This window comes from Brevibacterium sp. UBA7493 (assembly GCF_002479565.1).
Lineage (GTDB): Bacteria > Actinomycetota > Actinomycetes > Actinomycetales > Brevibacteriaceae > Brevibacterium > Brevibacterium luteolum.
The window spans coordinates 159,749-183,951 of sequence record NZ_DLOD01000010.1; the positions used below are offsets into that span (position 1 = coordinate 159,749).

At 64.2% G+C, this 24,203-nt stretch carries 19 protein-coding genes; 11 read left to right on the forward strand and 8 right to left on the reverse strand.

Annotated elements, in window-relative coordinates; translation table 11 throughout:
- Positions 1 to 164: 164 nt before the first annotated feature.
- Positions 165 to 512: a DUF4190 domain-containing protein gene (locus tag B4E96_RS06815; RefSeq protein WP_286956901.1), complete on the reverse strand. Its 348-nt coding sequence runs from the start codon at positions 510 to 512 to the stop codon at positions 165 to 167.
- 146 nt (positions 513 to 658) lie between these two features.
- A complete protein-coding gene (locus B4E96_RS06820) occupies positions 659 to 898 on the reverse strand; it encodes a hypothetical protein (protein WP_286956903.1) in 240 nt (79 codons plus the stop codon).
- 245 nt (positions 899 to 1,143) lie between these two features.
- Between B4E96_RS06820 and B4E96_RS06825 the strand changes: the two genes are divergently transcribed.
- The 6 genes from B4E96_RS06825 (at position 1,144) to B4E96_RS06850 (ending at position 9,808) form a co-directional block, all read left to right on the forward strand.
- Positions 1,144 to 2,781 carry a dolichyl-phosphate-mannose--protein mannosyltransferase gene (locus tag B4E96_RS06825; RefSeq protein ID WP_286956904.1) on the forward strand — a complete coding sequence of 546 codons (1,638 nt, stop codon included), beginning with the start codon at positions 1,144 to 1,146 and terminating at the stop codon, positions 2,779 to 2,781.
- Between the two features lie 154 nt (positions 2,782 to 2,935).
- The gene (locus tag B4E96_RS06830; RefSeq protein ID WP_286956906.1) at positions 2,936 to 4,105 is read left to right on the forward strand and encodes an acylneuraminate cytidylyltransferase; all 1,170 of its coding nucleotides are present in this window, start codon (positions 2,936 to 2,938) and stop codon (positions 4,103 to 4,105) included.
- Positions 4,106 to 4,162: 57 nt separating this feature from the next.
- Positions 4,163 to 5,080: an N-acetylneuraminate synthase family protein gene (locus B4E96_RS06835; protein WP_286956907.1), complete on the forward strand. Its 918-nt coding sequence runs from the start codon at positions 4,163 to 4,165 to the stop codon at positions 5,078 to 5,080.
- An 89-nt stretch (positions 5,081 to 5,169) separates the two neighbouring features.
- Positions 5,170 to 6,153 (forward strand): glycosyltransferase family 2 protein, encoded by a 984-nt coding sequence (locus tag B4E96_RS06840; RefSeq protein ID WP_286956908.1) that lies wholly within the window; start codon positions 5,170 to 5,172, stop codon positions 6,151 to 6,153.
- Positions 6,150 to 7,526, forward strand: coding sequence for a polysialyltransferase family glycosyltransferase (locus B4E96_RS06845; RefSeq protein WP_286956910.1), 1,377 nt, complete (start codon positions 6,150 to 6,152; stop codon positions 7,524 to 7,526). Before B4E96_RS06840 ends, B4E96_RS06845 begins: the two co-directional genes overlap by 4 nt.
- Positions 7,527 to 7,600: 74 nt before the next feature.
- A complete protein-coding gene (locus B4E96_RS06850; protein ID WP_286956911.1) occupies positions 7,601 to 9,808 on the forward strand; it encodes a DUF6716 putative glycosyltransferase in 2,208 nt (735 codons plus the stop codon).
- On the opposite strand, the gene B4E96_RS06855 is transcribed toward B4E96_RS06850, so the two are convergent.
- Positions 9,789 to 11,339 carry a hypothetical protein gene (locus B4E96_RS06855; RefSeq protein WP_286956912.1) on the reverse strand — a complete coding sequence of 517 codons (1,551 nt, stop codon included), beginning with the start codon at positions 11,337 to 11,339 and terminating at the stop codon, positions 9,789 to 9,791. The two genes, B4E96_RS06850 and B4E96_RS06855, sit on opposite strands and share 20 nt — an antisense overlap.
- Positions 11,340 to 11,512: 173 nt before the next feature.
- Between B4E96_RS06855 and B4E96_RS06860 the strand changes: the two genes are divergently transcribed.
- Complete coding sequence (locus B4E96_RS06860) at positions 11,513 to 12,508, forward strand: glycosyltransferase (protein ID WP_259856671.1); 996 nt, start codon at positions 11,513 to 11,515, stop codon at positions 12,506 to 12,508.
- On the opposite strand, the gene B4E96_RS06865 is transcribed toward B4E96_RS06860, so the two are convergent.
- Positions 12,505 to 13,023 (reverse strand): GtrA family protein, encoded by a 519-nt coding sequence (locus tag B4E96_RS06865; RefSeq protein ID WP_286956913.1) that lies wholly within the window; start codon positions 13,021 to 13,023, stop codon positions 12,505 to 12,507. The two genes, B4E96_RS06860 and B4E96_RS06865, sit on opposite strands and share 4 nt — an antisense overlap.
- A 193-nt stretch (positions 13,024 to 13,216) precedes the next feature.
- Here B4E96_RS06865 and B4E96_RS06870 point away from each other — a divergent pair, with 193 nt between their 5' ends.
- From B4E96_RS06870 to B4E96_RS06880, 3 genes are read left to right on the forward strand one after another with little or no spacing between them, the layout of a single operon-like run.
- Entirely contained in the window at positions 13,217 to 14,176 is a 960-nt protein-coding gene (locus B4E96_RS06870) for a methionine ABC transporter ATP-binding protein (protein WP_286956914.1), read from the forward strand.
- A complete protein-coding gene (locus B4E96_RS06875) occupies positions 14,173 to 14,847 on the forward strand; it encodes a methionine ABC transporter permease (RefSeq protein ID WP_286956916.1) in 675 nt (224 codons plus the stop codon). The genes B4E96_RS06870 and B4E96_RS06875 overlap by 4 nt, the downstream gene beginning before the upstream one ends.
- Before the next feature lie 52 nt (positions 14,848 to 14,899).
- The gene (locus B4E96_RS06880; RefSeq protein ID WP_286956917.1) at positions 14,900 to 15,742 is read left to right on the forward strand and encodes a MetQ/NlpA family ABC transporter substrate-binding protein; all 843 of its coding nucleotides are present in this window, start codon (positions 14,900 to 14,902) and stop codon (positions 15,740 to 15,742) included.
- 6 nt (positions 15,743 to 15,748) lie between these two features.
- On the opposite strand, the gene B4E96_RS06885 is transcribed toward B4E96_RS06880, so the two are convergent.
- The 4 genes from B4E96_RS06885 to B4E96_RS06900 all read right to left on the reverse strand — a co-directional run bounded on the left by B4E96_RS06885 (position 15,749) and on the right by B4E96_RS06900 (position 22,576).
- On the reverse strand, positions 15,749 to 17,506 hold the full coding sequence (locus B4E96_RS06885) for a glycosyltransferase (protein ID WP_286956918.1): 1,758 nt from the start codon (positions 17,504 to 17,506) through the stop codon (positions 15,749 to 15,751).
- Complete coding sequence (locus tag B4E96_RS06890) at positions 17,503 to 19,101, reverse strand: glycosyltransferase family 2 protein (RefSeq protein WP_286956919.1); 1,599 nt, start codon at positions 19,099 to 19,101, stop codon at positions 17,503 to 17,505. The genes B4E96_RS06885 and B4E96_RS06890 overlap by 4 nt, the downstream gene beginning before the upstream one ends.
- A 184-nt stretch (positions 19,102 to 19,285) precedes the next feature.
- Positions 19,286 to 20,992: a formate--tetrahydrofolate ligase gene (locus tag B4E96_RS06895; protein WP_286956920.1), complete on the reverse strand. Its 1,707-nt coding sequence runs from the start codon at positions 20,990 to 20,992 to the stop codon at positions 19,286 to 19,288.
- A 54-nt stretch (positions 20,993 to 21,046) separates the two neighbouring features.
- Positions 21,047 to 22,576 carry a hypothetical protein gene (locus B4E96_RS06900; protein ID WP_286956921.1) on the reverse strand — a complete coding sequence of 510 codons (1,530 nt, stop codon included), beginning with the start codon at positions 22,574 to 22,576 and terminating at the stop codon, positions 21,047 to 21,049.
- A 528-nt stretch (positions 22,577 to 23,104) separates the two neighbouring features.
- Here B4E96_RS06900 and B4E96_RS06905 point away from each other — a divergent pair.
- A complete protein-coding gene (locus B4E96_RS06905) occupies positions 23,105 to 24,172 on the forward strand; it encodes a CDP-glycerol glycerophosphotransferase family protein (protein ID WP_286956922.1) in 1,068 nt (355 codons plus the stop codon).
- The last annotated feature ends 31 nt before the right edge of the window (positions 24,173 to 24,203 follow it).

Consider the following 24,203-nt stretch of genomic DNA (forward strand, 5'->3'; position numbering starts at 1 on the left):
CCGACAACGCAGATCGGCAGTTGTCACCGAATCGGCACACACCTGTTCCGATTCCCACGTCTGATGCGCTCGGTCCGGATGCCGTGCGCGCCGGCCGGCAGGTGCATGAGCCGCGGTCAGCAGGCCGGACGGTCAGCAGGCCAGACGGTCAGCAGGCTGAACGGTCAGCAGCCCAGCGCGAGGCCGCCGAAGAGGACGAAGAGGACGAGAAACCAGAACACGAAGGCAAGAGCAATCAAGCCGACGATGACGTAGCCGACGACCAGACCCCAGGTGGCCAGGTGGACGCCGGTCTCACCGGTGCGCTTGATCTGCTTCTTGGCCATGTGGCCGAGGATGATGCCGCCGATCGCGGTCAGGCCGCCGGTGGCCAGGCCGACGATCGACAGGACGAGCGAGAGCAGCGCCAGGTTGTTCTGCTGCGGGACCTCGGCATAGGGGTAGGCGTAAGACTGCGGTGCGCCGTGACCTGGGCTGCCGTCGGAACTGCGGGGCTGGTACGGGTGCGACATCGCGGTCTCGCCTCCTTCTGCCGCTGGGAGCGGGGTGCGGCTGGCCGGCGCGGAGTCCGTGCGCCTGATCTCAGCGTCGCACTGCCTCGCGGTCTGCCGCGGTGACAGCCGGGATCGGCCGTTGTCACCGCATCGGCGCACGCCGCTTATGAGCCGAGTGCGCTGAGGATGACGGCGATGATGAAGGCGGACCACCCACCGGTGATGATGAGCCCGAGGACGAACCCGGTGATCGCTGTCCCGAGGCCGCGCTGACCGCTCGCCGCGATCTGGATGAAGGCGATGATCCCGGTGATGAGCGCGATGAACGACGTCAGCCCACCCGGTGATGATGCCGGCCAGCGCCAGGCCGAGCGTCCATCTGGCCATGAGGTTGCGGCGTTCACCGCGGTGCCGCGGTGAGCTGCCGAAGGCCGGGAGGTCGTCGAAGATGTCGAGGATGTCGAAGATCATCGGGGTTCCCTTCCCGTCTCTGGCATGGCCGGGTGCCTGCCGTCTGCCTCCACGGTAGACCGTGCCCGAGGCGGTGCTCCCCTTTCCATGTCACCGCCTGGGAACATGCGGTGTCTGCCTGGGCACAGGTCGGCCTGCCACACGAGCCCGCCGGGCCGCCTCGCCTACACTGGGCGCTGTGAGCCACCCGACGACCACCTCCGCTGCTGCTGCGGGCAGCACCGCCGCCGATCCCGCCGCCGGCCAGTCAGGTGCCGCCGTGCGGCTGCCAGGCCGGCTGGCCGGCCTCGACCCGCGTGTCTGGACGTGGGGTGTGCCGCTGCTGCTCGGCGTCATCGCAGCGCTCATGCGCTTCTACCGCCTGGGCTTCCCTGGCCGACTGATCTTCGATGAGACCTACTACGTCAAGGACGCCTATACGCTCAGCCAGGCCGGCTATGAGAAGGCCTGGCCCGATGAGCCGAACCCTGAGTTCGAGGCCGGCAATACGAGCATCGTGCTCGACGAACCGTCCTATGTCGTCCATCCGCCCTTGGGCAAGTGGATCCTCAGCCTCGGCATCGACATGTTCGGGGCGGACTCCTCCTTCGGCTGGCGCTTCTCCGCCGCGCTTGTCGGCGCGCTCTCGGTCGCCGTGCTCGCCTACTTCGCCATCCGCCTCTTCCGCTCGGTGTGGATCGGCGGGCTGGCCGGGCTGCTCATGACCGTCGACGGTGAGCACTTCGTGCATTCGCGCACCGGCCTGCTCGACCTGTTCCTCATGTTCTTCGTGCTGCTGGCCTTCGGGTTCCTCGTTCTCGACCGGGAGCAGACCAACCGCCGGCTGTGCGAGCGCCTAGCACTCGCGCAGCCCGCCAGGCACGGGCAGCGCACGGCCTCTGACCCGTGGACCTACGGCCCGGCACTGGGCTTCCGCGGCTGGCGGCTGGCCGCCGGCGTCGCCCTCGGCTGCGCTATGGGTGTGAAGTGGTCGGGCCTGTACGCCCTGGCTGTCTTCGGCATCGCCGTCGTCGCCTGGGACATCACCTCCCGCTACCGGGCCGGTGTGCGCCGCCCGGTCACCGGCATGCTCATCCGCGACTCGGTTCCCGCGTTCCTGCTCATGGTCCCGGTCGCCTTCGTCACCTACGTCACCACCTGGTCGGGCTGGATCTTCACCGCAGGCGGCTGGGACCGGCAGTGGGCGGCGGAGAATCCCGGTTGGTGGGACGTCCTGCCCGACTGGATCCCAGGGCTCGCCCACTACCACGCCTCGGCGTACAGGTTCCATGTCGGGCTCTCCAGCGAGCACACCTATATGTCCAACCCGTGGGGCTGGATCGTGCAGTGGCGCCCGACCTCGTTCTACTACGAGTCCTACGCCGCCGGTGAGCACGGCTGCATGGTCGAGAAGTGCTCGTCTGCGATCACCTCGGTCGGCAACCCGGTCATCTGGGGTCTGGCGCCAGTGGCGCTCATCGTCCTCATCCTCGCCTGGATCGTCCGCCGCGACTCGCGGGCCGGCTTCATCCTCGCCGGCTTCGCCGCCACCTGGCTGCCGTGGTTCCGCTACCAGGACCGCACGATCTTCACCTTCTACACCATCGTCATGGTTCCGTTTGTGTGCCTGGCGATCGCCTACTGCCTCGGCCTGCTCTGGGGCAACGCCGCGGACGCCGCTGAGCGCGGGCAGTCCCTGCTCGCCCGCCGTCTGGCTGTCGCCGCGATCGGGGCGGCGGCGATCCTCGTGTTCGCGTTCTTCTGGCCGGTCTACACCGGTGAGGTCATCCCCTACGACTCGTGGCGCCTGCGGATGTGGAACCCCAGCTGGATCTGATCCCCGCGGCCTGAATCGGCTGGCGCGCTGAATCCGCTGGCACGCCCTTCCCAACCGGAGCACGCTTGCCTTAAGTTGACGCCTCGTTCACCTGCACGTCACATGCAGGTCGCCGCTCGGTCATCCGCGATGGTCATGGTGGTTGCCTGTGACCATGAACAACCAGACCAAGCGCACTGTCGCCATCATCCCCGCTCGCGGCGGGTCGAAGGGCATCCCGCTGAAGAACCTGCAGAAGGTGGCCGGCAAGACCCTTCTCGCACGCGCGGTCGAGAGTGCCAAGGCCGCTGGCCGCATTGACACCGTCGTCGTCTCCACCGACCATGACGGCATTGCTGACGAGGCCCGGCGCGCCGGAGCCGAGGTGGTCCGCCGTCCTGCAGACATCTCCGGTGACCAGGCGACCAGTGAGTCGGCCCTGCTCTACACACTTGAACAGCTGGCTGACAGCTACGACATCACCGCCTTCATCCAGTGCACCTCGCCGTTCATTCACCCGGAGAACCTCGACCACGCTGTTGAGCGCGTCGCTCGCGATCAGGCCGACGTCGTCTTCTCCGCTGTTGAGGACTTCAGCTTCCTGTGGACGCTGGATGACAAAGACAACGCCGTGGCTGTCGGCCACGATGCGGCTTTCCGCCCTCGCCGCCAGGACCGTGCCGCGCACTACAACGAGACCGGCGCCTTCTACATCATGCGCACCTCCGGTCTGCAGAAGTACAAGCACCGCTTCTTCGGCCGTATCGAGATCGAGGAAGTGCCCGCCGAGCACGCCCGCGAGATCGATACGATGTCCGATCTGTCGCTGGCCCGCGCTGTCGCCTCCCAGCATGAGGCGATCAACGTCCTCGACGTCGACGCCCTGGTCACCGACTTCGACGGTGTCCACACCGACGACGCCTGCTACGTCAATGAGAACGGCGAGGAGACCGTCCGGGTTCATCGCGGCGACGGGCTGGGCATCGGCCGGCTTGTCAAGGCGGGCTTCCCCTTCCTCATCCTGTCGAAGGAGCAGAATCCGGTCGTCTCACGCCGGGCTGAGAAGCTGCGCGTCGACATCGCCCAGGGCATCGACAACAAAGCCGAGGTGCTCAGCGAATGGATCACCGCCAACGGCCTCGACCCGGCCCGCGTCGCCTATGTCGGCAACGACATCAACGACTTGGAGGCCTTCAGCGTCGTCGGCTGGCCGATCGCCGTCGCCGATGCCCACCCGCAGGTGCTCGCGGCCGCCCGCTCGATCCTCACCCGCCGCGGCGGGCAGGGCGCCGTACGCGAGGTCTGCGACCTCATCGATCCCGAAAAGACCAGATCAGCTGCGTGACATCCACTCACGCCACCCCGTGCATCACCCCGCACCGATACGATTGGAGCTCCCAGCATGACTCAGAACGCTGATAACGCAGCACAGCCCTCCCCCTTCCGCCAGACCGCCGCGCCGGTGGCGATCGGCGAGCACCTCGTCGGCCCCGGCCAGCCGGTGTACGTCATCGGGGAGATCGGCATCAACCACAACGGCGATGTCGAGATCGCCAAGCAGCTCATGGATGTCGCAGCCGAGGCAGGCGCCCAGGCGGTGAAGTTCCAGAAGCGCAACCCGGACGTCGCCGTGCCAGAGGCACAGAAGTCGAAGATGCGTGAGACCCCGTGGGGCACGATGACGTACATCGACTACAAGTACAAGGTCGAGTTCGAGAAGGACGAGTACACCGAGATCGACCGCTACGCCAAGGAGAAGGGCCTGCAGTGGTTCGCCTCGCCGTGGGACACCGATTCGGTTGACTTCCTGGAGAACGAGTTCGACTCGGTGACCTACAAGGTCGCCTCGGCCTCGCTGACCGACTTCGAACTGCTCAAGGCGATCGCAGCGACTGGCAAGCCGGTGCTGTGCTCCTCGGGCATGTCCGACTGGAAGATCCTCGATGAGGCCGTTGAGTGCTTCGACCGCGACAAACTCGTCCTCATGCACGCCACCTCCACCTACCCGCTGCCACCGGAGGAGACCAACCTGCTGGCGATCCCGGCGATGGCTGAGCGCTACGGCGTGCCGGTCGGCTACTCCGGGCATGAGACCGGCCTGCAGATCTCGCTGGCGGCTGTGGCTCTCGGTGCGGTGACCGTCGAGCGCCACATCACCATTGACCGCGCAATGTGGGGTTCGGACCAGGCCGCCTCGCTCGAACCGCACGGCTTCACCACTCTCGTACGCGACATCCGCGTCCTGGAAGAGGCGATGGGCGACGGCGTCAAGCGGATCATGCCCGGCGAAGAGCCGAAGATCTCCTCGCTGCGCAAGTGATGTCAGACTGCGGTCGGGGCGGCCTTACACGAGGCTGCTCCGACCGCGGCGTCTGCGCGCATCCTCCGTCCGCCACACGAAAGCAGAGCATGCCCGATCCCACTCTGAGCGTCATCATCCCAGCTCACAATGCCGAGCCGTTCATCGCCGAGACTCTCCTGTCGCTGCGCTGCCAAGAGCTGAGCCCCGAGGAACTTGAGATCGTCATCGTCAACGACGGCTCGGCCGACGCGACTGCCGAGATCGCGGGCGGTGCCTGCCGCAGCGTCAAGCACTTCCAGCTCATCACCAATGAGCAGCCCAGCGGTGTCTCAGCAGCCCGGAACACCGGCCTGCGTGCCGCTCAGGGCGACTACATCGCGTTCATCGACGCAGACGACTGGTTCGCCAACGGGCACCTGCGCGTCATGCTCGACGGGATCACCCGCCTCGGGGTCGATTTCGTACGGTGCGACCAGATCCAGGCGATCGGCAGGACCCGCCAGCTGCGCCGTGCCCCGGTCTTCCGCCGCAATGAGGCCCTGCGCACCCACGACTACATCGCCCACGGCTGGACACAGACGATGGTCGACTTCCCCAACACGAACACAGGCCTCTTCGCACGCCGTCTCGCCGGCAACGGCACTCTGTTCTTCGATGAGTCTCTGTACAGTGCCGAGGATCGCGAATGGAACTGGCGGCTCATGCTCGAAGCCGATTCCTTCGCCGTCCTCGATGCGCCCGGTGCATACTACCGCCGCGGTGTCAGCGACTCCCTGACCGCGGTCTACAACGAAACGCAGCTGCACTTCATCCCCAGCTGCGCGAAGACGATCGCCCAGACCCGCCGCTGTGGCAATCCGGCCTTCACCCTCAAGGCTCTGCACAACCTGTTCGCATTGGCCGACATCCACCTCCAGCGACGCGCTGAGATGCCCCGCAATCTGTATCGCCGCCTCGTCGACGGTGTGGCTGAGGCGTCAGCGACTGCCACTCCTGACGAACTCGACGAGGTGCTCCGCTCCTTCCGGCCTGAGCGCGTGCGCCGGCTGCGCCCGATCATGCGCCGGATGAAAACGAAGGGAGAAGCATGAAACAGGTCTTCGTCGTCTCCTCGTGGCTGCAGCTGCTGAGCATCAGCACGGCCGTCCGCAATGAGCGCATCGCCCCGGCTGAAGAGCGCGTGCTCATCGTCAGCGACACCCGCCCCGTCAGCGAAGTCGGCGCGTCGTTCGCCGAACAGCCGATTTCCGCTCCCCTGCTCGACGTCTTCGACCGCATCATCGACTACAACTCCTGGATCTGGCCGCAGCACCCGTCCCAGTGGTCGCCGCTGGTCAATGAGCAGCCGATGTGGTCGAAGGCCCTCTTACGCGCATGGGACCTGGCCGATTGCCAGGTGCAGCTCTTCATTGAGTCCGTGCAGGGCAACCCGGCTCAGGCCCTCAGCTGCATCTTCACCGACGCCGAGATCGTCGTCCACTCCGATGGCCTCATGACCTACGGCCCCACCCGCAGCAACCTGCCGCCGCAGCTATGGCAGCGCCTGAGCGGTCTGATCTACATGGACCTCGTCCCCGGCGTCGACCCGCTGCTTCTCTCGGAGTTCGCCGACCTCGACCGGATCACTCTCGGGCCGACCGAGCTGCGCGCCGAGGTCGAACGCGTCGCCGATGCTGTGGACACCTCCGAGTTGCGCGTCCACCACGACGCCTGCATGATCGTGGGCCAGTACCTGGCCGATGTCTCCCTCTTCGCCCTGGAACAGGAGACCGAGCTGTACGAGCAGATGATCGACCAGGCGATCTCCTCCGGCCACCGCCACATCTACCTCAAGCCGCACCCTTCGGCCTCACAGTCGATCCAGAGCGCGCTGCAGCATCGCGCTCGCCTCCGCGGTGTGTCCTTCGATGTCGTCCCGGCATACCTTCCCGTCGAGCTCGCAGCCCTCGTGCTCACACCGAACTCGATCTACAGCTGCTTCTCCACCGGGATGGTGACGGCCTGGCGGCTGTTCGGCATACCGGCGCGCGCCTTCGGCACCCGGGACGCAATGGAGGAGTTCCGCCCGTTTGAGAACTCCAACCGCATCCCGGTCACCATCTGCGACTACCTCTTCACCGACGGGACATCGGACAAGGAGCCGTTGCAGGAGGTCGTCAACGCGGTCAGCTACTGCATGCGCGCACAGATTCTGCCGCACCTGCGCGGTTCGACGGCTGACTTCCTGCATCGCAGCCTGCCGCAGTACAGGCACTGCTTCAAGCGCCGCCGGCTGACGAAGCTGCGGCTGCCGGGCAGCCTGCCGCCCCCCAACCGCGCCCAGCAGGTTCGCAGCCTCGGACTCCGAACGGCTCGTAGCGGACTCGAAGCGCTGCGCAGCAGCGGTCAGATCGCCCAGAGGACCGCTGATCTGCTCAGCAGTCAGGCCAAGCGCATCCGGCAGCGGGCAGGCGAACGGAAGTGACATCGGCCGATCCCAGCCCGGCAGCCAGCAGCTCGCCAGTGAAGAGACGCTCTGCAAGCATTTCGCACGCCTGGGTGGAATCGCCGCTGCAGCTCGTCTCGGCGGTTGAGGCGCGGCTGCCGGACGAGCAGCTGGAGATCCATGCGCGCATCGATGCAGAAGGCATGGACAGGTTTCTGGAGCGCTTCCGCAGCGAGTGGCTGCCTGCCGGCGTCACGATCGTCGCGATGGCCGAGATCGATCCACAGATCTTCACCTGCCGCAGCGGCCGGCTGCTCATCGGGGACGTGTGTTCCGGTCGCCTGCAGCGGGCGATGCTTGCCTCAGGACTGCAGCTGCGTCGGCAGGTGGTGGTCATTGATGACGGCTTCGCCACCCTGCATGCGGTGCGCGAACTCGTCAGCCGCCGGCCCCGCCCGCTTGTGCGCCCGCGTCAGAAGACGAGCCGCTCGCGCCGAGCGGCCGCCTTCGCCGTGGCCGTGCTGCTGCGGGCCGTGCTGCACGAGCGCCGACTATCGTGGACCACTGCCCTGCCGGTGCCCGACGAGCTCATCATCTCCTTCACCGCAGCTGGCGGCACCGTGCGCCGGCATACCTTCGAGTACGTCCGCAGCCTGCCGGATGCCGGCAGCCGTGTGCCCGAACGCATCATCATCGGTTCGGCGTTGGCCGCCGATGACCTCATCACCGCCGAGGCCTACTTCGACTGGCTGGCGACGACCGTCGAGAGCCTGCAGCCCAGCGCCGAGGCCCCGGTCGCCTACTTCGCGCACCGCCGGGAGACCCCAGAGCTGCTCGCCCGGGTCGCCCAGCTGCCGCACGTCACCGTCCGGCATGCCCACCTGCCGGTCGAGATCCGCCTGACCGCCGCCCCGACCGGCGCACAGGTCCGCAGCCTGCCCACCTCGGCGGTGGCCAATCTGCCGGCCACGATGCAGGAACCGAACATCACCGTCACCGCGATCCCGTCGTCCTGGTGGACCGGCACAGCACCCAACCGGCTGCGCCAGCAGCTCAATGCGGCCGCCGCAGCACCGGACACGGACGGCAGTGAGTACCGGATCGTGGCGATCGCCGACAGCGAGTCCTACCTCAAATGGGCCGCCCGGGTGCTCGATTCCCTCGGCCCGGACATCGACGCGCAGCTGTGGATCATCGATACCCCGATCCGCCCGACCGCCGGCCAGATCTCCCACGCCCTCGCCGGCTCCTCATGGGCAGGCACCCAGGTGCCGGTCGTCGAACGCGCTGAGCTGCACGACCGGCTCACCGCCGCCGGTGCCGATGTGGTGCTCGCCGCGGCGACTGGCCCGGTCGTCCAGCAGATCGCGGCCACCGCTCACCGGCTGCCGCGGCGGCCCGGCCTGGCCACCGGGCTGCCGGGCATCGGCCTGCCGGCCCGGCAGAAGGGCGTGCGGTACCGCCGCGACTGCGACCTGTTCCTCGCCCACTCCCACCACGAGCGTGAGGCATACCGCGCTGCAGCCACCCGCGCCGGGGTGCCACTGGAGATCACCGTCGCCCGGCTGCCGTTGCTCACCAGCACCGATGTGCCCGAACCGGCCTTCGACATGCAGGCTGACGGCACCGCCCCGGTGCCCACCCGGATCGTCTTCGCCCCCCAGGCCAAAGTGCCCACTGAACGTCAGGAGCGGATCGCGATCCTGCGGGCGCTTGCCGCCTTCGCCCGCCGGCACCCTGACTCCGAGACGATCGTCAAGGTCCGGTCGCTGCCCGGTGAGCAGGAGACCCATCATGAAGAGCACAGCTACCTCTCGCTCATTCAGGAGCTCACCTCGTCGGGTGAGCTCGCGGCAGGAGAGCTGTCGATCGCCGTGGGCCCGATGGATGAGTTCCTCACCGCTGGCTCGGCTCTTGTGACGGTGTCGTCGACGGCCGCGCTCGAATCGATCGACCGCGGCCTGCAGACGCTCATCATCTCCGATTTCGGTGTTTCCGAGGCTCTCCTCAATGCAGTCTTCGACGGTTCCGGGATTCTCGGCTCGCTGCAGGACCTGTCTGCCGGACGCATCGGCTTTCCCAACGAGACGTGGCTGCAGGAGAACTACTTCCACCCTCCATCGGTGGAGGTCAACCGGGCGTTTCGGATTCTTGCCGCACGGTCTCAGCAGTACCAGCTGCGGTCTCAGCCGTGGATCAAGCACATCAACAGCTGGAGAGCCGTGCGCGCCGAACTGCGCACTGCAGCGCCGCAGCCGGTCGTCGACGGCTACCGCTTCGCGGTGAGGCAGGTCAGAAGGCTCAGCCGTCGGCTGCGCTGACGCGGCCCCAGGGCCCGCGGTCTGTCTCAGCCGACGCCTCTTCGCCTGCTGCGTCACGCGCACGGTGTGCAGCAGTCTGCCCGGCCAACAGCATCAGGCCAGCTGCGGTGATCGCGATTGCCGGCCAGTAGGTGTACCGAAAATGGAACTCCGGAACCGTCGGGAAATAGGCGAGGATATACATCAGCGCTGAAGCCGCCAGAGTTGCAGCCTCGGCCCGCAGAGGAACCGTCCGCCCCCTGCTGAGCCGTCTGGCAGCGGCCGCCCAGCCGCAGACTCCAGCGCCAACAGCCATCCAGAACCACGGAAGGTAGACGAAGGGAACGACCTTATTCGTGCCGCGCACGTAGAAGCCGGCGGCATCGTCCAAGCTGTTCGGCTGCACTCCGAGCCCCACTCGCCGAGCTTCGTCCTGCCATTCGGCCGGCCAGTAGATCAGGCGCGAGAAGGTGAGGTACCGCCAGTATTGTTCCGCTCGGTATTGAAGGTAGCTGACAGGGTGCTGGGTAAGCGTCTGGACCCACAGGTCCTTGAGCTCCTCGCGATGGGCGATGGGCGAGAATGCCCTGCCGGTCTCCCCCATCCCGTAGCAGTTCCAGTAGGCATCATAAGGTTCGTCGATCCGAATGCACTTTTCTCGTGCCGCCGAGATCTTGTCGATGAGCTGCTGCGGGGCGCCAGACGCCCGCAGCTCATCATCCGGCAGAACGAACATGACGTCGTCGAGCATAATCTGCGAAGCCTGGCTGACGTCCTCGACATCTCGCGCCTTTGCAACGGAGTTATCGGCTAGAACGACACCACCGGCGATGACTGCGAACATGGCGAGCGATGCCGCAGCCGCGCCGCCAGCCACGCGGACCCACGAGCGCATTCCGCGCTGTTCCCCTGCTTCCTGGTTTGGCCCGCGCCGACGCTGCCGGAGGGTGAGGACGAGGAGACCGCCGAGGAACACGGCGATCGGCAGAAGAGCTGACACGGCGTTTTTGCGCGCGGCGATGCCGTAGACAAGCAGCAGGCCACCGGGCAACAGCAGCCACCAGGTCACGAGGCGCCTGGGCCGGATGAAGAAGATGAGGAGCAGCCCTGCAAGAAGAGCGAGCGCCGACTGGGTGTCTTTCCACAGCACGTTAACCTGGCTGAGGGACCACGGCGCGGCCGGAAGCGCAAGGCCCAGGAAACCCAGCCACACCGAGCCGGCCCGCCTCCAGATGAGGACGCACAGGAGCCATCCGCCCAAACCGTAGAGGACCGCCTGCAAGACGAACAGCGATCCCAGAGTGCCCGTCAGCCGGAAGAGCATCTCCCAGACAAACGCGACAACCGGTGGATGCCAGTTATGGTAAGGGCTCTCTCCCATTGCCTGGAACGCCTGAGCGACGATGTCGATGTTCGCGTTGCCAGGATAGAAGGCCGCCAGAAGGAACGCAGTGAAGACGGCCGCCCCGAGGGAATACGCGGCTATCGGGATCCACGATCTGTGCACGTCGATCCTCCTGTCGATGAGGGAATTGGGCGAGGGGTGGTGCATCTGTGACTTTAAACGCGGTTAAACCCAGGAACTTCTCGGACAGCGCAATTACTCCAGAATTCACCAGACAGACACCAAGAATTCGACCATTCACGGTGTCACTGACAGATTCTAGGACGCAATGATTCCTGGCCCCTGAACCGGCGGCTGCCACCTACTTTCGAAAGCGTCCCGTGAACAAGATTCCCAGTCATCTGCGCATTGCCGCAATCGTCCCGTGTCACAACGAGGAGATCACGGTTGCCAAAGTCGTCACGGACCTGCGCGCCGCAGTACCGGGGATGACGGTCTATGTCTACGACAACAACTCCACCGACGAGACCGTCCAGGAGGCTCTGGCTGCTGGGGCGGTGGTCCGGCACGAGTACTTCAAAGGCAAGGGCAACGTCATCCGCCGCGCATTCTCCGACATCGAAGCCGATGTCTACGTCACCATCGACGGTGATGACACGTATGAGGCTGATGACCTGCCGGCGATGATCTCACTGCTCCTCGAAGGCCCCTACGACCATGTCCTGGGTGTCCGGCAGGATACCCAGGAGACCTCCTCATACCGGCCCGGCCATGAATCCGGCAACCAGATGTTCAACCGTCTGACGAGCCGGCTGTTCAACTCCCACGTCAGCGACATGCTCTCGGGCTATCGCGTATTCTCGCGCAGATTCGTCAAGTCATTCCCGGCTATCAGCAAGCGCTTCGAGATCGAAACCGAGCTGACGGTCCACATGATGGCGCTGCGGCTGCCGTGTGCCGAGCACCCCGTCGGCTTCCGTGATCGGCCGGACGGCAGCGAATCGAAGCTCTCGACCTTCGGCGACGGGTTCCGCATCCTCGGGCTCATCGCTCAGCTGGTCCAACACGAGCGCCCGCGCTTGTACTACGGCACCCTCACGATCCTGTTCGCACTTCTTTCTCTCACCCTCGGTGTACCCGTCATCTTCGAGTTCTTCGGCACGGGGCTGGTGCCTCGCTTCCCCACGGCTTTCCTGGCAGCAACGCTCATGGTGCTCGCGTTTCTGCTCGGCACGGTCGGGCTTGTCATCGACGGCATCCGGCGCGCACGTCGCGAGACAGCGCGTCTGCACTATCTGAGCTTGGAGGCTGTCGTTCCCGTCCGCCCCGAGCCGTGCGGTGACGCGGCAGCGACACAGGAAGGCGTTCGCAGCTAGTTCTTGCGCGTACCAACGTTGTCATCGTCGAGTGGGACGACGACTTCGACCTCTGTGATGTCCCGGAACACCCACGTGCGGTAGGCGTAGAAGCGGAAGATCATCGCCAGGGCGATACCGATGACATTGGTCGAGAGGTTGTAGCTGATGGGGTCTCGCAGCCCCAGGATGTACCACGTGAACCCCAGCGGGATGACCGCGATGACCATGCCGATGGCATTGACGACGGCGAACATGATGAAGCCGCGCACATGCGAGCCCGAGTCGCGGTCGCCGTACGTCCACAGCTTGTTGCCCAGCCACGCGACGATGACGGAGAGCACCGTCGAGATGATCTTGGCCTTGAGCGGGCTGCCGGGCATGAGCGCAGGCACACCCAAGAAGCCGTAGACGATCAGATTCGAGACACCAACGTCGACGACGTAGGCGAATCCGCCGACCGACAGGAACCGCAGCACCTCGACAGCAAGCGTCCGCCAGCGAGAGACGGGCACAGATGTGACGGGGAGCGGCATGCGCACCATCATACGGCCCGAGTATCCGCCTGTCGTCCGCACAGCCGCCGTTGAAGTGACATATAGGTGAACGGTGCCCAGGAGCGGCGTGACGAGCTTCACGTTATGTCAGCAGATGACACTGCAGCACAGATGAGGGAAACCGGCGGGGCTAGCCTGACGAAGCTGAATCCCTGCAATCGAAGGAACCCCTGTGATCGAACTGCGTGACCTGCGAAAGGAGTTCGCCGGTGTCACGGCACTCGACGGCATCAGCCTGTCAGTGCCGGCTGGCCAGATCCACGGCATCGTCGGCCGCTCCGGAGCCGGCAAGTCGACGCTCATCCGCTGCCTGACCGGGCTCGAACGCCCCACCTCGGGCACCGTGCGCATCGGTGACGTCGACATCACCAGCGCCCGCGGAGCTGCACTGCGCACCGCCCGGCGCACGATCGGAATGGTGTTCCAGCATGCCAACCTGCTCGATTCGCGCACCGCGCTGCGGAATGTCGAGCATCCCCTGGAGATCGCCGGCGTCGGCCGGGCTGAGCGCCGGCGCCGCGCCGCTGAGCTGCTTGATCTGGTGGGGCTGAGCGACCGGAAGGACAACTACCCGGCGCAGCTCTCCGGTGGGCAGCAGCAGCGCGTTGGCATCGCACGAGCGCTCGCAGCCGAACCGCAGATCCTGTTGTGCGATGAGCCGACCTCAGCCCTTGACTCGCACACCACTCGCCAGATCCTGGCGCTCATCCGCTCCCTGCGTGACAGGCTCGGGATCACGGTGCTCATCATCACCCACGAGATGTCGGTCGTCCGGGAGGTCTGCGATTCGGTGACTCTGCTCGCCGTCGGACAGATCGAGCACACCGGTTCGATCATCGACGTCATCGGCCAGGCCGACTCCCCGCTCAGCCGCGCACTCCTGCCGTTGCCGTCCAGCGGAAGAACGCACGGCACTGTCGTCGAAGCTCTCACCTCCGGCATCAGCCTCGATGCCGTGCTCGAGGCGGTGCGCACCTCTGGAACGGAGGCGCACCTTGATGCAGGAACCGTCGAGACGATCGCCGGCACGCTCGTCGGACGGCTGCAGTTCACCGTCGGCGGGCAGGCCGCCGCCGACACCCTCATCAGCGCGCTGGCCGCGCATGACATCCACGCGGAGGTCGCAGCATGAATGACGCCACCTGGTTCAACAACCCCGCCATCACCAGTGAGCTGCTGCCGGCTCTCGGTGAGACCCTGGCGATGACGGCGTGGGCGACGCTCATCTCCGTGGCACTCGGCCTGCCGCTGGGCATCTGGCTGTTCGTCACCACGCCGCACTCTCTGGCACCGAACCGGACGGTGCACCAGATCGTGTCGACGGTCGTCGACATCGGCCGGTCGATTCCATTCATTGTGCTCATCGTCGCAATCATCCCGTTCACCCGGCTGCTCGTCGGCACCGCGCTCGGTTGGAAGGCCGCGGTCGTTGCGCTCACGCTCAGCGCGATCCCGTTCTATGCCCGGCTGGTCGAAAACGCCCTCCACGAGGTCTCGGTCGGCAAGATCGAGGCCGCGCAGATGATGGGGGCCAGCCGCCGGCAGATCATCAGTCAGGTTCTTGTGCGCGAAGCGCTTCCCGGGCTCATCGGAGCAGCCACCGTCACCGCTGTCGCGCTGGTGAACTACACCGCGATGGCCGGCGCTGTCGGCGGCGGCGGGCTCGGAGACCTTGCGATCGCCTACGGCTACAACCGCTATCAGGGCGACGTCATGATCGCCTGCATCGTCCTGCTCGTCCTTGTCGTCGGCCTCATCCAGTTCACTGGTGACCGCCTCGCCCGGCTTGTCGATCACCGCTGAAACAACCCATTCTGCTGTCCGCATCTGCGTGCAGCCCTTCTGAAGGAGAACCATGAAACATCTGCCCACCCTCGCTCTCGCGGTCTCAGCCGCACTGGCACTCACCCTCACCGGCTGCGGTCTGTCCAAGAGCGAGACCGACGTCGGCGAGAAGAACGGCGACGTCACCACGCTGACGATCGGCACCTCGGTGACCCCGCACGGTGATATCTGGCGGTTCATCGACGAGAACCTCGCAGCCGACGCCGGGCTCGACATCGAGGTCAAGGAGTTCACCGACTACTCGCTGCCCAACCGGGCGCTGAGCGACGGCGAACTCGATGCCAACTACTTCCAGCACCTTCCATACCTGGAGTCGGAGATCGAGGGGCAGGGCTACGAGCTGCACCACTTCACCCCGGGGGTGCACGTCGAGCCGTTCGCGCTGTACTCGAAGAAGATCGACAACATTGCCGACCTGCCCGACGGCGCAAAGATCGGCATCAACAACGACCCGGCCAACCAGGGCCGGGCGCTCAAGCTGCTGGCCGACAACGACCTCATCAGCCTCGGCGACGCCGACCCGATCACCGCCACCGTCCACGACGTCGCGGAGAATCCGAAGAATCTGCAGTTCATCGAAGCAGAGGCAGCTTCACTGGCCCGCACTCTCGACGACACCGATGCCTCGGTCATCAACGGCAACAACGCCCTGGGCGCCGGTCTGTCATCGAAGAAGGACGGCATTCTCGTCGAGAGCCCGGCAGACAATCCCTACGCGAACATCCTCGTCGTGCGTGAGGGCACGCAGGATGACCCGGCGATCCAGAAGCTCTACGAGCTGTCGCAGTCGCAGGAAGTCAAGGACTTCATCGAGGATACCTGGCCCGAAGGTGAGGTCATCCCTGCGGAATGACCTCAGCTACGCCGAGCTCGAAGCAAGCTGAATGCTGAGATTGTGCTTATCAGTCGCGTAGACACGAAGTGCGCCGAGCATCTTCTCGGTGAAGTCGGCGGGTGCCGGCATTCGTTTGCCGGCACCCGTCCGGGACTCTGCACGCTGCACGTAGAGATCGAGCGTCCCCTCTTCTGCGAATTCTGAGAGGAGACCGGCGTATGGAACCTCAACCTCGAGCGACAGCTGACGCGCGCTGGCTGGCCGAGTCTGGATCGGGATCCGAAACACGTACGGGCATTTCCGGCCCTTGACCAGAAGGCACCAGTCGACGTCGGACGCGCCGTCCTCGAGGCCAAGCTCACCAATAAGTCGCAATCCGCCAAGCTTGCTGAGCTGCACTTCGTGCAGCTTGACATCTGCGAGTCCGGAAGCACCCTTCAGATAATCCGGTATCTCGGCCTTCCGCTGCAGAGCCGCTCGAAGCTTGCGCCCCCAGATACTCAGGACGGTCTTTTCGCTGAAGTCGTGCGCGCGCCGGACAGCAGCCTCACGCATTCGGATAAGGTCTTCCTCGGGCATCGTCGCCACGTAACGGATCTTCTCCGCCAACGCCGCAATATCCCCGTTCGGGACCAGGAAACCGTCGACGCCATCCGTAATAATGTCTCCGGGACCATAACGGATGTCGTACGAGACCGGGATACAACCGCTTGCCATGCTCTCCAAAACCACAAGCGGTAAGCCTTCAAACTTGCTGCTGAGCACGCTGAAGGAGGCGCTCAGAAACTTCTCTGCCGCGTTGGGTTGGTACCCCTCGAACTCGATGCGGGATTCCATGCCCAGCTCTTGCGCGAGGCGTTTGAGAGCTTCCTCAGTCGGTCCGCTCCCGACTATCGAGAGTCGAACGCCGACATCTGGGTTGATCTGCGAGACGGCGCGGATCGCGTGATCGACTCGCTTGCCGGCGTTCAAACGGCCGACCATGATCCCCTGCACACGATCCCGCGAGCTGGGTTCCTTGCCAGGAGCGAGAGCAATCGCGTTAGGAATCGTCACTAAATTCTGACATGCCCCGATCACCGTTTCGGCGTCTTTCCGCTGAGTATCGGTCAGCATGGTGACCACATCGAACTTTCCGATATTGATGAGGATGCCGATGTGGTAATCCGTCAAGGGCCCGTAGATCGTGCGCGCCCGATGCGCGATGTGTGTCGAATGAAACACCTGAGCAACAACGACGTGGTCTCGCTGATACTCATGAAGAAACTTACCGACGGCCTTTGAGTCGCATATGAGAAATGAATGACCAGATCCGGTCACGAAGTCAAGCCACGAGAAGTAGAGTTCCTTCGGAGACCACTCCCCGATTGGTTTTCCCGCACGGCTGACAAGGGTAATGTTCCTGCGACCCGGATCGGTGAAGTGCTCGACTGCCAGCAGAGAACCGTCAGGCCGATGATGTTCAACTCGGGTGACAGCATTGTCGTTGGCAGCTCTATACTCAGTGCGTCTGGAGAACTTCTGCGGGGTACCTACTGTTTCGAAATCGTTGAGCGGCCCTGGTTTTACGCCACCCGAAAGTCGACGAAGCTCTTTGTCGTTCATTTCGCAGAGCTCATTCCAGATGTTGCGCACCCGCATTCGATCAGCCAGCTTGCCGGCCTCGCGCAGACGCTTCTCGCAGGCTTCGACATCCAAGTCAGGGTCCAAGGTCAGAATCTCGATGTCCTGCTGACCGACGTCTGCGATCGCTCGGCTTCTCTGAAGCAATATGCTCGTCATGCCACCGAACTGATCGGCAATCGTCCAGGTAAGTGCGAAATACCGGCCACCGGGCAGCACTGCGTCATCTCGGCTTCTACGACTTGCGCGGTGTGCTTGGCACGCCTTGCTTCCAGCCGTTCCCTCCCGGATTTGACCAGCGAGGCCACGGCCCGGCGGGCGTGTCCGCCTGGAATTCCGATGCGGAGTGAAACCCCGTCGAACCGCGTGCACAACCATTGAATCCTCAACGGCAGACGACGGTCGTCCGGCAACAGCGCGGTGCCGCGGGACAATCGTGAACTGGTCAACTGTCCGTTTTCCCCGCGAGTCACTATGTAAAACTTCACAGTTCCCCGGCCGACTAGCTTGTGTGTTGGCATCGTCGCCTCGAACCGCGCTGACTGGGCTGCCAGCAAGTCGTCGGTTCCACTATCGAGAACATCGGCATCCGCTGAAGCAATGACCCGCCCGTCGGCCGATCGCGCTTCCAGCGTCGCAGTCTGAATCCGGTCGATCTTCCACACCGTCTGCAGATCGCCGGTGATGCGAAGTTCGCGAACCGATGATTGTGCGGACGTCATCCGTGCGAAAACGAGCGCAGCTCGGCTTTTCGCCCGGCGACAGACCGACAGGACTGCTTGAGTATCCGCGCGTCTCAGCGCCCACAGTCGAGCAACATTGAGCTCGCCGTAGTAGGTCTGTGCCTGCTCGTCGGAAATGTAATTCGCTGCGAGGCTGGAACTCGCTTGAATCCAGCGAGACTGGTTCCGCGCCGAACGGTCGAGGAACGACCGGTTGTACCGTACCAGTACTACTCGACGGAAGAAGTCTGCTTCGGCTTCCGCGCGGGCGTCGAAAGGCCACCTCCCGGTCGAAAGGGCTTCCAAACTTAGCTTTGCGCCCTCGCTATGGTTATCCGGGTCGATCGCGCTACGACTGATATGAACACCCTCATCGTGCAGATTCAGCACGTAATAGTCGCGATCTGCGAGAATCGACGTCCGTGATGAGGCGGCATAAGCACGAAAACAGAAGATCGCGTCTTCGAGTCGGATCTTACGTTCCTCAAACGACAGACCTGCGGCGCGCAGGAAGTCCGATCTGTACAGTTTAAAGACGAAATTCGATCTGACGAGCTTGCGTATATCGGCATCGACTTGAGTTTCGGTGAAGACGTCCTCGTGGATGTATCTGTTCACTGCACGTATCTTCGGCACGACAATGTCGCTCGCATGTTCCTGCGCAAATTGAACCATCGACTTCAAGGACCCTTCAAGAAGTGAGTCATCTGCGTCGACGAAATAGACGTACTCTCCCGTAACCATGCGCAAACCTACGTTTCGAGGAATCCCGGGCCAGCCCGAATTTGGTTGCTGTACGACCGTCAGATTGGACAATTCCCCAGAAAGCCGATCGAGAACGGACGGAGTTCCGTCTGTAGACCCATCGTCAATGGCTATGACCTCAAGCGGAAAGCCACTTTCTTCCTGCGAAGAGATCGACCGAAGGCACGCTTCAATATGTTGCTCCGCGTTGTAGACGGGCACAATGATCGAGACGATCGGCCGTTTCACGGGTTGAGCCGTAGTCGATTCATCTCGTGTTGCGGTCACAGCGACTCCTCATCTCTGTTCATTTTCGACATCTACGAGTTTACGCTGTCGCATTTCCTTTGTCGTGAGCTCCCCCTTGGAGTCAGCTGAATGAACGTGGGCAAACAGTGATCTAACGCACCGATCATCACTGGTCTCATGGCACCGGAAATGCCCTAAGCCAGTGGCAGTTTGAACGAGGGTGCTAGAACAGACCGGTAATGCGGCCCTCATCATCGACATCGATGGTCAGCGCCGCCGGGTTCTTCGGCAGGCCGGGCATCGTCATGATGTCTCCGCAGACCGCGACGACGAATCCGGCACCGGCGGAGAGGCGGATGTCGCGGACTTCGAGAACGTGGCCCTCCGGGGCTCCGCGCAGGCTGCCGTCGGTGCTGAAGGAGTACTGCGTCTTGGCGATGCAGACCGGCAGCTCTCCGTATCCCTCGTCGGTGAACTGGTGAAGCTTACGCTTGACTGCCGGGGCGAACTGGACGCTGCCAGCCCGGTAGATCCGCTTCGCGACCGTCTCGATCTTCTCGGCCAGCCCGGCGCCGAGTTCGTACGAGTACTGCGGTGCGGCCTCAGCAGGATCCTGAGCTGCGGCCAGGACCGCCCGGGCGAGGTCCACGGCACCTGCCCCACCTTCAGCCCAGTGACGAGCCTCAACGGCGGTGACGCCGTCGGCGGCGAGCGCGTCGATGAGCGCGGCGATCTCGGCATCGGTATCCGACGGGAAGCGGTTGATGCTCACGACCGCAGGGATGCCGAAGACGCTCTGCAGGTTCTCCAGGTGACGGCGCAGGTTCGGCAGCCCGGCCTGCATCGCGTCGATGTTCTCGTCCTGCAAGTTCTCCTTGTCCACTCCCCCGTGGTACTTCAGAGCACGGACGGTTGCCACGACGACTGTGGCCGAGGGCCAGATGCCGGCTGTGCGGGCCTTGATGTCGAGGAACTTCTCAGCTCCCAAGTCAGCACCGAAGCCGGCTTCTGTCACCGCCCACTGGCCGAAGGTCAGCGCGGCATCGGTGGCGAGCACTGAGTTGCAGCCGTGGGCGATGTTGGCGAACGGGCCACCATGGACGAATGCCGGGGTATGTTCGATGGTCTGCACGAGGTTCGGGGCCAGCGCATTGCGCAGCAGCGCGGTCATCGCACCGGCGGCGCCGACATCATCGACGGTGACCGGTTTCTTCGAGCGGGTGCGGGCCAGCACGATGCGCCCGAGGCGGTCTTTGAGATCGTCGAGGCTGGTTGCCAGGCAGAACACCGCCATCACCTCACTGGCGACGACGATGTCGAAGGCGTCCTCACGGGGCACGCCGCCGTTGTAACCGCCGAGCCCGATGGCGGCCGCACGCAGTGCACGGTCGTTGAGGTCGACGACGCGGCGGATGGTGATCCGGCGCGGGTCGATGTCGAGTTCGTTGCCGTGGTGCATGTGGTTGTCGAGCATGGCAGCGGCGAGGTTGTTCGCCAGGGCGATGGCTGCGAAGTCGCCGGTGAAGTGGAGGTTGATGTCCTCCATCGGCAGCACTTGCGCGTGTCCGCCGCCAGCAGCGCCGCCCTTCATACCGAACACGGGGCCGAGGCTGGGCTCGCGCAGGGCGAGAACGGCCGGTCGCTTGCCCGGCACCTCGGACCAGAAGTCGAGACGGGCGACTTCATTGATCGCATCGGCCAGGCCGATGCTCGTCGTGGTCTTGCCTTCACCGGCAGGGGTCGGGCTCATGGCGGTCACGAGGATGAGGTGGCCGGGCTCGGCATCTGCTCGGTCCAGCACCGACAGGGGGATCTTGGCCTTGTCGTGACCGAAGGGGATGATGTCTTCCTGACGCAGTCCGACGGAGGCGGCGATCTCTCCGATCGGCTTGAGCTGTGCTTGGGAGGCGATTTCGAGGTCGGTGGACATGGGTTCAGTATGTCATGATGGCCTGCTGGCGGAACTGGTTTCGTGTGTTCTTCTTCAGCCGTCCTGATCGTCGTCTGCGACTGCTGGCTGCGGCCGCATCCACTGCGGTTCGCTGAGCAGAAATCGGACTGCGGCGAACAGCGTCTGCTCTGTGCTCGGTGAGCACAGCACCCGCGGCTCACCCGGCGACCCGACATGTCCGGGACCGAGCTTGAGATTGTGACTTCTCCGCTTGCCGAGCAGCGCCTGGTTCGCGGCATCCATCACCTGTGCATGGGTGGGCGGCTGTCCTGCCGCGCGGGACTCCAGCGCGAGGCTGTCGACGATCTCATGAACGGGCACGGCAACGGTGCCAGCGGTGAAGGCGCGCTCTCCGCCGGTGTGGCGACGGGCCTGCAGCTCAGCAGCGGTGCAGCTGAGCCGCACGAGTCCGGCGAATTCCGGTTTGGCGGCGCGGTCGATCCAACGGAAGTAACCGGTCACCACCGCTGAGGCGTCGATGATCTCGTTTTCTTCGACGAGCGATTCTTCGCGCATCTCGCGCAGCATTCCGCTCAGCAGCAGTTCGGTCAGGGGGATCCGCAGCTTTCGTTCGCGCGCGCCTCTGCGCAGCAGCGAGGGTATCAGCAGCTGCCACGGTCGGAAATGAGGATCAGCGTCAATATGTTCCAGCGATCCTGAACCGGATGCAGCGAGCGCAGTGGGAGCGACGGAGTTGCCGGCGGTCTGCTGGACGAAGATGAAATGGTCATCAGCGGTGACGGCCATGATCGAGATGCCGACGATGTTCGCAGCACCGGCGTTCTCCAGCGCGCGGATGTTAAAGGAGCTGTCGAGCACGTATTCCTGCACCGGCGAGACCTCCACGGCATCGGGGTCCGCGTGAACCGCTGGCGTCAGGTCGCTGTCGTTGACCAGACCCCAGACCTCGTTCGAAGCCTCGCCGTCGAAGTACGTCACCGGGGTGACGTCGACGCTGCCGGATTCCAGCTGCGCCACCGTCGGCTCGGTTGACAGCCGCAGCAGGCGACCGTTGAAGCGCACAGGCAGCCGCACCCGGCGCGAGGTGTTGCGGTCGAAACGCAGGGCCGCACCTGCGTGCTTCGCCAGAGTGACCGGCATATCGAAGTCACGGGACATCAGACGAGCGAGCATCCTGTGCTGTACGGGTGCGGCCGCGTTCGCGTGGTACGGCGACTGACGCTGCAGCAGACGGTCGACAGCTTCATCCCACCAGAACTCGACAGGCACCGGGCCTGGCTGGTTGGAGGATTCAGCGAGCCTGGGCTCGATAGCCTTCCACTGCACCGCTTGTTCCGGCTGCACATGATGATCGCGGTGCCGGTAAGGACGAGTGCGCGGTCGGAAGCGCGTGGCATGCCATTTCGACCAGATCCGGCCGGCGTCGAAGAGCAGCGCGAGCGCACCAGCTACCGCCCCAGCGATGAAGACCGGTCGGACCCACGCCTCCGGCAGCGCGACGATACCGGCAGCGAACAGGACGAACGCCCACAGCAAACGCGTCTCCTGGGCGTAGACGAATCGGGCGTAGTCGAAATGCGATTGCAGATGGCGCCAGATCACAGCCGGCTCCCATTCCGGCCTGCCGCGCTAGTGCCGCGTTCCTGAGTCCACAGCCTGTCAGTGTGCATGCTCCAGCTCTCTCCATCGTTCATCTCCAACCCGCTGTCGAGTCAACCTTACGGGAGCACTGCCGAGTTCCCAGCCGAACTGCAACCGGGAGTCGAGGCGGAACGGCAGTCGGGGCTCACGTACGGCGGTGCGCGGCCTCCGAAGAAGCGGACGCCTGCCTTGCTATGATTCTGTGAGCGTTTCGACGTCCCGCCTGCCCCTGCGACCATTCAGCAGCTTGTTTGAGCGGGTGAACTCACTCGGCTCATGAAAGGGTTCTGCAGTATGAAGGATTGGCTCAGGCAACAGGCAACGGGAGTCCTGAAATCGCAGGCCTGGCGGCGCACTCGCACATGGATCCGCGGTTACCGGGCCCCTGCTGCCGGCCATGAGATCGACGACATCCTCGTCCCCGCCGAGGTCGTCGCGTATTTCGGTGACCACGCCGAAAAGATCTACCAGCTAGAGCAGTGGCTGCCAGTGCTCGAAGAGCTCGACAAGACCCACCGCGTTGTCCTCGTATTCCGAAAGCTCAATGCGCTTCGGGCCCTCAAGGGCAGGACAAAGCTGCAGAAGGTCTTCATCCGCCGTTTCGACGATCTCATCACCCTGTACTACGAAAACGCGTACGCTCTTGGTCTGTACGTGAACAACGGTGTGACGAACTTCCAGTCGCTGAGCTACCCACCGATGGTGCACGTCCATGTCAATCACGGAGAATCTGACAAGATCAGCATGGTGTCCAATCAGGCGAAGGCCTATGACAAGGTGTTCGTCGCCGGTCAGGCTGCTGTCGAACGCCACCGGCGGGCGCTGATTGACTTCAACGAAGCGAACCTCGTTCGCGTCGGTCGCCCGCAGCTCGACATTCCGCGCACCTCCAGTCTGCCGCCGACCTCCAAGCGCACCGTGCTGTACGCGCCGACGTGGGAAGGTGAGAACGACTCGAACAACTACACTTCGATCGATGTCTACGGCCCGCAGATCGTGGAGGCGGTGCTAGCGCTGCCGAATGTGCGCCTCGTCTACAAGCCCCATCCGCGTGTGCAGGAAACGCAGAACTCGACGATGGCTGAAGCCGATGCGCAGATCCGTGCGCTCATAGCCGATTCAAACGCCGCTGGCGGTAAACATCTCGTCGAAATGCAGGGCGACATCCTGGGCATGTTCGATGACGTGTCACTGCTCATCACCGATATATCCAGCGTCGGCCTCGACTTCCTGTACCTGCACCCCGAGGTGCCGATCGTACTGACCGATCGCCGCACGGATCGTGCGACGCTCAATGCCGAGTCTCCGGTCTCTCAGGCAGCGCCAGTCATCGATGAATCGACGATCGGGCAAACGGTGCTGCTGCTCCAGGAGGCGATCGAGCATGACAAATTCGCTTCAGCGCGTGCGGAAATGCGCACGTTCTACTTCGGCGACGGTGAGCCGGGGTCATCGTCGCAGGCGTTCCTGTCAGCGATAGACCAGCTCGTCAGCGACCGCCGCCACCAACTGCGCAACTACGACGTCGAGGGTAGCAACATGGAAGCTGCCGATTGAGTCTATGCCACACAATTCGACCTGCCGGGCC